Below are 7,047 nucleotides of genomic sequence, written 5' to 3'. Positions count from 1 at the left end.
GTCGAGGCCGCCAGCGCATACGGGGGAACCGCGGGTGCGCCGCGCCGCCGGCACGCTCGAAAGACGGTAGGCAGTGTCGGGTTCACTGCCATTTCGTTGAATCCACTTCGAGGATCATCCCCGCGCTTGAGGACTTGTGTCCGTCCGGTGTGGGCGTGGCTTGTTGCGCCGCGGCGGCATGCCGGCGGATCCTGAGCGGGTGCAATTGCATCCGATCATGTACGTGTCAGATCAGTACGCCGAGCGAGACTTCTACCGGCGCTTCGGTTTCGTTGACGCGTACGAGGGTGACGAGTTTCCCGGGTTCTTGGCCATTCGGCATGGCGATGCTGTGATCGGGCTGCAACGGTGCTCACCGGAGCACCCGCCTTACGCCGAGGGTTTGCGGTGGCAGTTCGAGCTGACCACCATTGCCGAGGTGGAAAACTGCATCTCCGTCTGCAGGGAGCAGCGCCTGGACCATGAGGTGGTCCGCGAGGTAGGAGGCACAAGCTTCCTCACCACCCTTGTACGGGTGGTGTCCCCTTCAGGTGTGAGCGTCTGGTTCGAAGGGCCCAACGAATCCGCGGTCTAACCCAGCTGGCCCCGAAGCCAAGAGAACTCGCTTCGGCGGATGAGAGCCCCACCCCCCAAATGTGGCGGATCGCCATAAAGGGGCTCTTGGGACCTGAGGTGGGAGGTCATGTCAGCCGGGGGTCGGTGAAGGCCCCGCCGATGAGGAGCATCCGGAGTCGGTAGTTGTCGCGATTTCTGAATCCGCGGGCGACTCTGCGGTGGAGTTCGATCAGTCCGTTGACGGCTTCGGTGCCGCCGTTGTTCGCGCCGGCAGTGGTGAAGTACGCGAGGAACGGCTCACGCCACTGGGTCAGGGTCCGGCCGAGGCGGGCGATCTCGGGGATGGGGCATGACGGGAACGAGGCCAAAACGTGTTCGGCGATTCGGCGGCCCTCGGTCAGGTCCTTGTGTCGGAACGCGGAGCGCAGATCCAACGTCGCGAGCCAGGCGACAAGGACCTCGACGTGCGCCTCATCTGTGTTGATCGCTGCCGTGATCCGGTCGCGTTGCCGTTCGGTGAGCCGCTCGATCCCGCACCTGAGGGCCAGCCGGATCCCGTATAGCGGGTCACCCTTGCGGCCACGATGTCCGAGTGGACGGCTGCCGCCGACCGCGCCGGGTTCCTGGTGGCCTACCCTCAGGGGCTACGGGACATCGACGGCAGCACCATCCGGGCCAGCGCCAGACCGGTCGACGACGGACTGGATGAACTGGTGTTCGTCAGCCGCTTCCTCGACGACGCGCAAGCCAACTTCTGCGTCGACCCGCGCCGGATCGACGCGACAGGCATCAGTAACGGCGGCGGCATGACCGCGTTCTTAGCCTGCGCGCTGGCCCACCGGGTCGCTGTCCTGGCCCCCGTCGCGGGTAACTACTACCCACCAAAACGGGCCTGCCCCGACACCAACCCGGTCCCGATCCTGCTGATCCACGGTGCCGCCGACCCGGTGGTGCCCTACAACGGCGGCGGATCAGGAGCGTGGATACTGACCAGCGTCGAGCGGTACCCCGCCAGCTGGGCGGCCCGCGACGGCTGCGACGCGCCAGCACAACGGACCGGTCTTCCCGGTGCCGTCGAGCGCACCGCGTGGACTGGCTGCCGAACCGGAGCCGAGGTCCTGCTCTATTGGCACCCCGGCGGCCACATCGACCCGCCCGCCCTCGGCGCCAACGTCACCACCGACACGGTGCAGAACTTCTTCAACCGTCACCCACTCGCCCAGCACCCAAGACGTATTGAACGCCGGTGGGTGATCCTTGGGTGAATGGTGCCGACGGTCGCCGCACCCCAGCCGGCGTACCGCGCCAAGAGCCACTAAACGCCGTCCGCGCCGCGCGTCCGAGCGCCAGCTTCGACGGACTGTCGCCGGGCCGGCAATTTGACACCGTCCCCGCGGACGACCTGAAACCCCTCGAGACACGCCCTATCTGGGCGGTAGGCAGCCACTTCAGGAAGCCCCTCGGCCAGGGGCGTTTCGCGGCGGAAGGACGCATCGACGTTCCGGCTTGTGGGGGGAACGTGGATCTGGGGGTCAGGACTCGAGGTACCGTTCGTGCCAGCCGGCCGTCAAAGTCTCGGCGACGTCGTCGATGGCGGGGGGTTGCCGCCAGGGGCGGCCGTTGGCGCGGAGGATGGACAGGCTTTCGTCGAGGCGGGTCTGGCAACGCGCCAGGGCTTCGCGGCGCTGTTCGTCGGTACCGCCGACGGCGCCGGTCCAGATCGCCCGACCAGCCATGAAGCCGCAGGCCCCGGCCTGGGCGACAATCGTGAGTTGGCGTCGGAACACCTCGTAGGTACTAGAACCGGACAACATGACCCATGGAGTCCCGCCGCACCCCGAATCAATAGCGCGCGCCGCCTGCGTGGAGACTTCCTCGCCGCTTGCGCCGTCCGATGCCGCACCGAGGTCAGCAGGAAACTCGGACTTGAGAACGTCGATGCCGAGGCCGACGAACTCCTTGGCAGCACCGACGATCGTTTCCAGGCGATCGTCTCGCGCCAGCTCACTGTTCGGGTCCTGGCCGTCGGCGGGGTACCAGAGGGGCTCTACGACCAGCGGGATCTGATGACGCGCGCACTCCTCGACGAGGTGGGAGACGATACGCCGAATCTCATCTGCGTCACCTGCGTCCGGACGCCACCAGACCACCATCTTCACGGCGTCGGCCCCGAGGGTCTTGATCTTCTCGACGGTCCACCCTTCGCGCACCGCCGTCATCGTGCCGAAACCGCCGCCTGCCTGGTAGCTGAGTGACTCGATGCCGGTGATGATTCCCGTGCTGGCTGGGATCACACCCGTCACGATCCCCTGCGCCATGGACCACAGCGGGTCGACAAGGAAGGCGCTCGCATGCGGAGCAAGGGCGGCAATGAGCTCGAGTTTGCTCCGCGTGGCTTGCGCCGAGGTGACCCGCCGCCAGTCCGGGTCAATCATCGCCAGATAGTTCTCGGGGTGGTCGACGGCGAGGGTCGCGATGAACCCGTCCTCGGTGGAAATTCGGGTCAGTGACCGGAGCTTTCCGAGACTGTCGGGACCGCTCAACCAGTCAGTCATGTGGACGAGCCTATGCCACCCAAAGACGACCACGGCCGACCTCGTCCGAGGGCGCCGTCACGTCCTCGAGCGGTCATCTCGAGGTCCCTACAGTCGTGACAATGCCGGTAGGTCAGGAGACGATGGAGTTCTCTGGGCTGGTCACGACATTGGGAGGTGCGTTGGCCCGCGTCGTCGTCACCGGCCATCTGTGTCTTGACCTGACGCCCGACCTCGCGGGGGGTGAAGGCATCGACCCGGGGCACCTCTTTGAGGTGGGGCCGCTGTCGGTTCGGCTAGGAGGCAGCGTCGCCAACACCGGTGGGGGCCTCGTCGACCTTGGGCTCCCAGTCGATGTCGTGGCAACCGTGGGCGACGACGGCCTCGGCGTACTACTGCGGCAGATGGTCGCGGAGCGCACCGGGATGACCCCACGGCTCCGGCTAGTGAGCGGAAGCGCCTCGTCTTACAGCCTGGTGTTCGAGGCACCGAGCATGGATCGGACGTTCTGGCATCACGTCGGAAGCAACGCCTTCTTCGACGGCAGCGAGGTCCAACTGAGCCACGGGCTCGAGCTCGTCCACCTCGGCTACCCCAACCTCCTACCCGCCCTCGTCGCCGACGGCGGCGCACCGATGCGTGACATGCTCGCGCGGCTGCGACGTGCGGGGGTCACGACCTCCGTGGATCTGGCGGTCCTGGATCCTCGTTCCCCCAGTGGTGCCTTGGACTGGAAGGAGATCCTTCGCCGGACCATGAGCGAGGTGGATGTTCTCACTCCCAGCATCGACGACCTGATATCTGCGCTGCCAGAACATGCTGGGCAAACCGATCACGACGACGCTGTCGTCGAGCGACTTGCCCAGACGCTGCTCGACTGGGGCGCCGGTGTGGTGGCGATCTCGGCTGGGCCGCGAGGGGTCTATCTCAGCACCGCGGGTACCGCCCGTCTGCGTGCGGCGGGACAGGCATTCGTCGATCCGCACGCTTGGGCGGACGTGCGCGAATGGATCGAGCCCTATCCAGTGACCCGTCTGGTCACCACCACAGGCGCTGGGGACGCGGCCACCGCTGGCCTGCTCTGCGGGCTCCTCACCGGTCTGTCACCACAGCGTTCGGGATCTCTCGCCATGGCCTGCGCGGCCGCTGTGGTATCCGGTCGCAAGCCCACGCCCGACGTGGTCGCCACGATCGACCACTCTCTCGCACCGGGCGGCCATCCAGACACAGGCCCGTGAGGTGGTTGACCTCTGCTGCCAGATTGGGAGGTGCCCGGGCGGGGCCATGCCGAAGGATTGGCCACGTGTTTCGCGCCCCAGCGGCTGACTTGCCCCGGTGACGCGTGCCCACCTCTGAGAGGTGATCCATCTGGTGCCGGAAGGTGACGTCCGCAAATGCGTGAGCGCCACAAGATGGTCGTGACCGAGAACTGAGGCTCGCCGTCTCGCGGCGGTATGACGCGCTTATCTGGCGCGGCACGAGCGACCATGCGACTCCCGGCATGGCCGGTGTCTAAACCAGTCAGTCGACGAACCGGCCGGATCCGCTTCCGCTGAACGGTGACGGCGTGCATTCCCGGCACGTCGAACGACCGGTCGGGCTGCTTGGTCGCTGCTGATCCTCAAGGGCTGGACATCTTCATCTTCGGCTGGTCACGCCGACCGTCCTACGACCCGGCCACTCAGCCGAGCCAGATCGAGCGGCTCACCCGGGTCACGGGTGACCGGGTCGACATCGCACCGGGCCGAGCACACGACGCCAACAGTCACGTCTTCTGCCGCGACGTCAACGTCGGTTTGGCAGGACGCCAGAATGCGCCCACCATGGCTGACAAGCCTTCCGCGGGGGCCCGGTCCCTAACCGTTGACATGCCCGAAAGGAAAGGTGTACACACGGAAGTGGACCAAACAGGTGGGCCGACGGTCGGCTCCATTGGTCTTGGGCCAGACGGCGTCCTCCGGCCCGGAAACGGAGTCGCCGTGCTCTCCCCCTCCGGAATTGCCGCCGAAGAGACCTTGATCCACGTGCTGTGGATCAACGCCGGCCTCAGTTGTGACGGCGACTCGGTGTCGCTCACGGCGGCAACCCAGCCCAGCATCGAGGAGATCGCTCTCGGAGCACTTCCCGGCCTTCCCCAAGTCGCCGTGCACTGGCCGCTCATCGACTTCGAGTGCGGGCCCAACGGGGGGGCCGACGATTTCCTCGAGTGGTTCTTCAAGGCCGACCGCGGTGAGCTCGAGCCCTTCGTCCTGGTCGTCGAAGGATCGATCCCCAACGAACAGCTGCACGACGAGGGCTACTGGTGCGGGTTCGGGAACAACCCCGCGACCGGCCAGCCGATGACCACCAGCGAGTGGCTGGACCGGCTGACCCCCAAGGCCACGGCGGTCGTGGCCGTGGGCACCTGCGCCACCTACGGCGGCATCCACGCGATGGCAGGCAACCCCACCGGCGCGATGGGGGTGCCCGACTATCTGGGCTGGGACTGGAAGTCCAAGGCGGGCATACCGATCGTCTGCGTGCCGGGGTGCCCGATTCAGCCCGACAACCTTTCGGAGACCCTGACCTACCTGCTCTACATGGCCACCGGCCAAGCACCGATGATTCCGCTCGACGAGGCCCTCCGCCCCACCTGGCTGTTCGGCCAGACCGTCCACGAAGGATGCGACCGAGCGGGCTACTACGAGCAGGCCGACTTTGCCACCGAGTACGGATCGCCGAAGTGCATCGTCAAGCTGGGCTGCTGGGGCCCCGTAGTCAAGTGCAACGTGCCCAAGCGGGGCTGGATGAATGGCATGGGCGGGTGCCCGAACGTCGGAGGGATCTGCATCGGCTGCACCATGCCCGGTTTCCCGGACAAGTTCATGCCGTTCATGGACGAGCCACCCGGCGGCAAGCTCTCCACCAACGCGGTCGGGCTCTACGGCTCCGCTGTTCGCCGGTTGCGCCACATCACCACGCACACCGTCGACACCGAGCCCAAGTGGCGTCGGCGCGGTCGTGAGCTCACCACGGGGGCCACCCGTACCTGGTAAGTCAACGTCGTCGGATCCACTGAGTCGTACCCACAGAGAGGCGACGCAATGACGTCGACCACCGCACGGAGCACCAAGAGCAGCGACAGCACCGATAACGACCTCGTCGAGATGTCGTGGGACCCGATCACCCGCATTGTCGGCAGCCTGGGCATCTACACGAAGATCGATTTCAAGCAGCGCGTCGTGGCTGAGTGCCACAGCACCTCGTCGATCTTTCGTGGCTACTCGATCTTCATGAAGGGCAAGGATCCCCGGGACGCGCACTTCATCACCAGCAGGATCTGCGGCATCTGCGGCGACAACCACGCCACGTGCTCCTGCTACGCCCAGAACATGGCCTACAGCGTGAAGCCGCCCCACCTGGGCGAGTGGATCGTCAACCTCGGCGAGGCCGCCGAGTACATGTTCGACCACAACATCTTCCAGGAGAACCTCGTCGGGGTCGACTACTGCGAGAGGATGGTCTCCGAGACCAACCCCGGCGTGTTGGAGCAGGCCAACCGCACCGACGCCCCGCACGCGGATGCCCACGGCTACAAGACCATCGGCGACATCATGCGCTCGCTCAACCCGTTCACGGGCGAGTTCTACCGCGAGGCGCTCCAGGTCAGCCGGATGACCCGCGAGATGTTCTGCCTCATGGAGGGGCGGCACGTGCACCCCTCGACCCTCTACCCCGGCGGCGTTGGCACCGTGGCGACGATCCAGCTGATGACCGACTACATCACCCGGCTCATGCGCTACGTGGAGTTCATGAAGAAGGTCGTGCCGATGCACGACGACCTTTTCGACTTCTTCTACGAGGCCCTCCCGGGATACGAGATGGTCGGCAACCGCCGCATCCTGCTTGCCTGTTGGGGCTCCTTCCAGGATCCCGAGCACTGCAACTTCGACTACAAGGACATGACCAACTGGGGTCG

General features: G+C 66.1%; 6 protein-coding genes and 1 pseudogene. 5 read left to right on the top strand and 2 right to left on the bottom strand.

The genetic code is table 11. The annotated features are described in order from the left end of the window. Nucleotides 1–217 precede the first annotated feature (217 nt). On the top strand, nt 218–574 hold the full coding sequence (locus ABI385_RS11975) for a hypothetical protein (protein WP_348103974.1): 357 nt from the start codon (nt 218–220) through the stop codon (nt 572–574). Between the two features lie 106 nt (nt 575–680). On the opposite strand, the pseudogene ABI385_RS11970 reads toward ABI385_RS11975, so the two are convergent. Next, nucleotides 681–1,145, bottom strand: a pseudogene (locus tag ABI385_RS11970) (transposase); the annotation flags it as partial. Here ABI385_RS11970 and ABI385_RS11965 point away from each other — a divergent pair. Beyond that, a complete protein-coding gene (locus ABI385_RS11965; protein ID WP_348103973.1) occupies nt 1,140–1,820 on the top strand; it encodes a hypothetical protein in 681 nt (226 codons plus the stop codon). The pseudogene ABI385_RS11970 and the gene ABI385_RS11965 sit on opposite strands and share 6 nt — an antisense overlap. A gap of 267 nt (nt 1,821–2,087) precedes the next feature. On the opposite strand, the gene ABI385_RS11960 is transcribed toward ABI385_RS11965, so the two are convergent. Beyond that, complete coding sequence (locus tag ABI385_RS11960; RefSeq protein ID WP_348103972.1) at nt 2,088–3,110, bottom strand: tagatose 1,6-diphosphate aldolase; 1,023 nt, start codon at nt 3,108–3,110, stop codon at nt 2,088–2,090. A 101-nt stretch (nt 3,111–3,211) separates the two neighbouring features. Here ABI385_RS11960 and ABI385_RS11955 point away from each other — a divergent pair, with 101 nt between their 5' ends. The 3 genes from ABI385_RS11955 to ABI385_RS11945 all read left to right on the top strand — a co-directional run. Beyond that, entirely contained in the window at nt 3,212–4,327 is a 1,116-nt protein-coding gene (locus ABI385_RS11955) for a PfkB family carbohydrate kinase (protein ID WP_348103971.1), read from the top strand. A gap of 741 nt (nt 4,328–5,068) precedes the next feature. Beyond that, nucleotides 5,069–6,124: a hydrogenase expression protein HypE gene (locus ABI385_RS11950; protein WP_348103970.1), complete on the top strand. Its 1,056-nt coding sequence runs from the start codon at nt 5,069–5,071 to the stop codon at nt 6,122–6,124. A 48-nt stretch (nt 6,125–6,172) separates the two neighbouring features. Continuing rightward, a partial coding sequence (locus ABI385_RS11945; RefSeq protein WP_348103969.1) for a nickel-dependent hydrogenase large subunit occupies nt 6,173–7,047 on the top strand: 875 nt, incomplete at its 3' end.

Origin of the sequence: Lapillicoccus sp. (genome assembly GCF_039935575.1) — a bacterium.
In the GTDB taxonomy this organism is placed as follows: Bacteria; Actinomycetota; Actinomycetes; order Actinomycetales; family Dermatophilaceae; genus Lapillicoccus.
Note: the sequence above shows the minus strand (reverse complement) of the source record. Positions and strands in the feature narration are given on the sequence as shown.

Bases quoted from the DNA above. Each gene is read 5' to 3' on its own strand.
- ABI385_RS11975 (WP_348103974.1), top strand. From the start codon at position 218: ATGTACGTGTCAGATCAGTACGCCGAGCGAGACTTCTACCGGCGCTTC.
- ABI385_RS11965 (WP_348103973.1), top strand. From the start codon at position 1,140: ATGTCCGAGTGGACGGCTGCCGCCGACCGCGCCGGGTTCCTGGTGGCC.
- ABI385_RS11960 (WP_348103972.1), bottom strand. From the start codon at position 3,110: ATGACTGACTGGTTGAGCGGTCCCGACAGTCTCGGAAAGCTCCGGTCA.
- ABI385_RS11955 (WP_348103971.1), top strand. From the start codon at position 3,212: ATGCCGGTAGGTCAGGAGACGATGGAGTTCTCTGGGCTGGTCACGACA.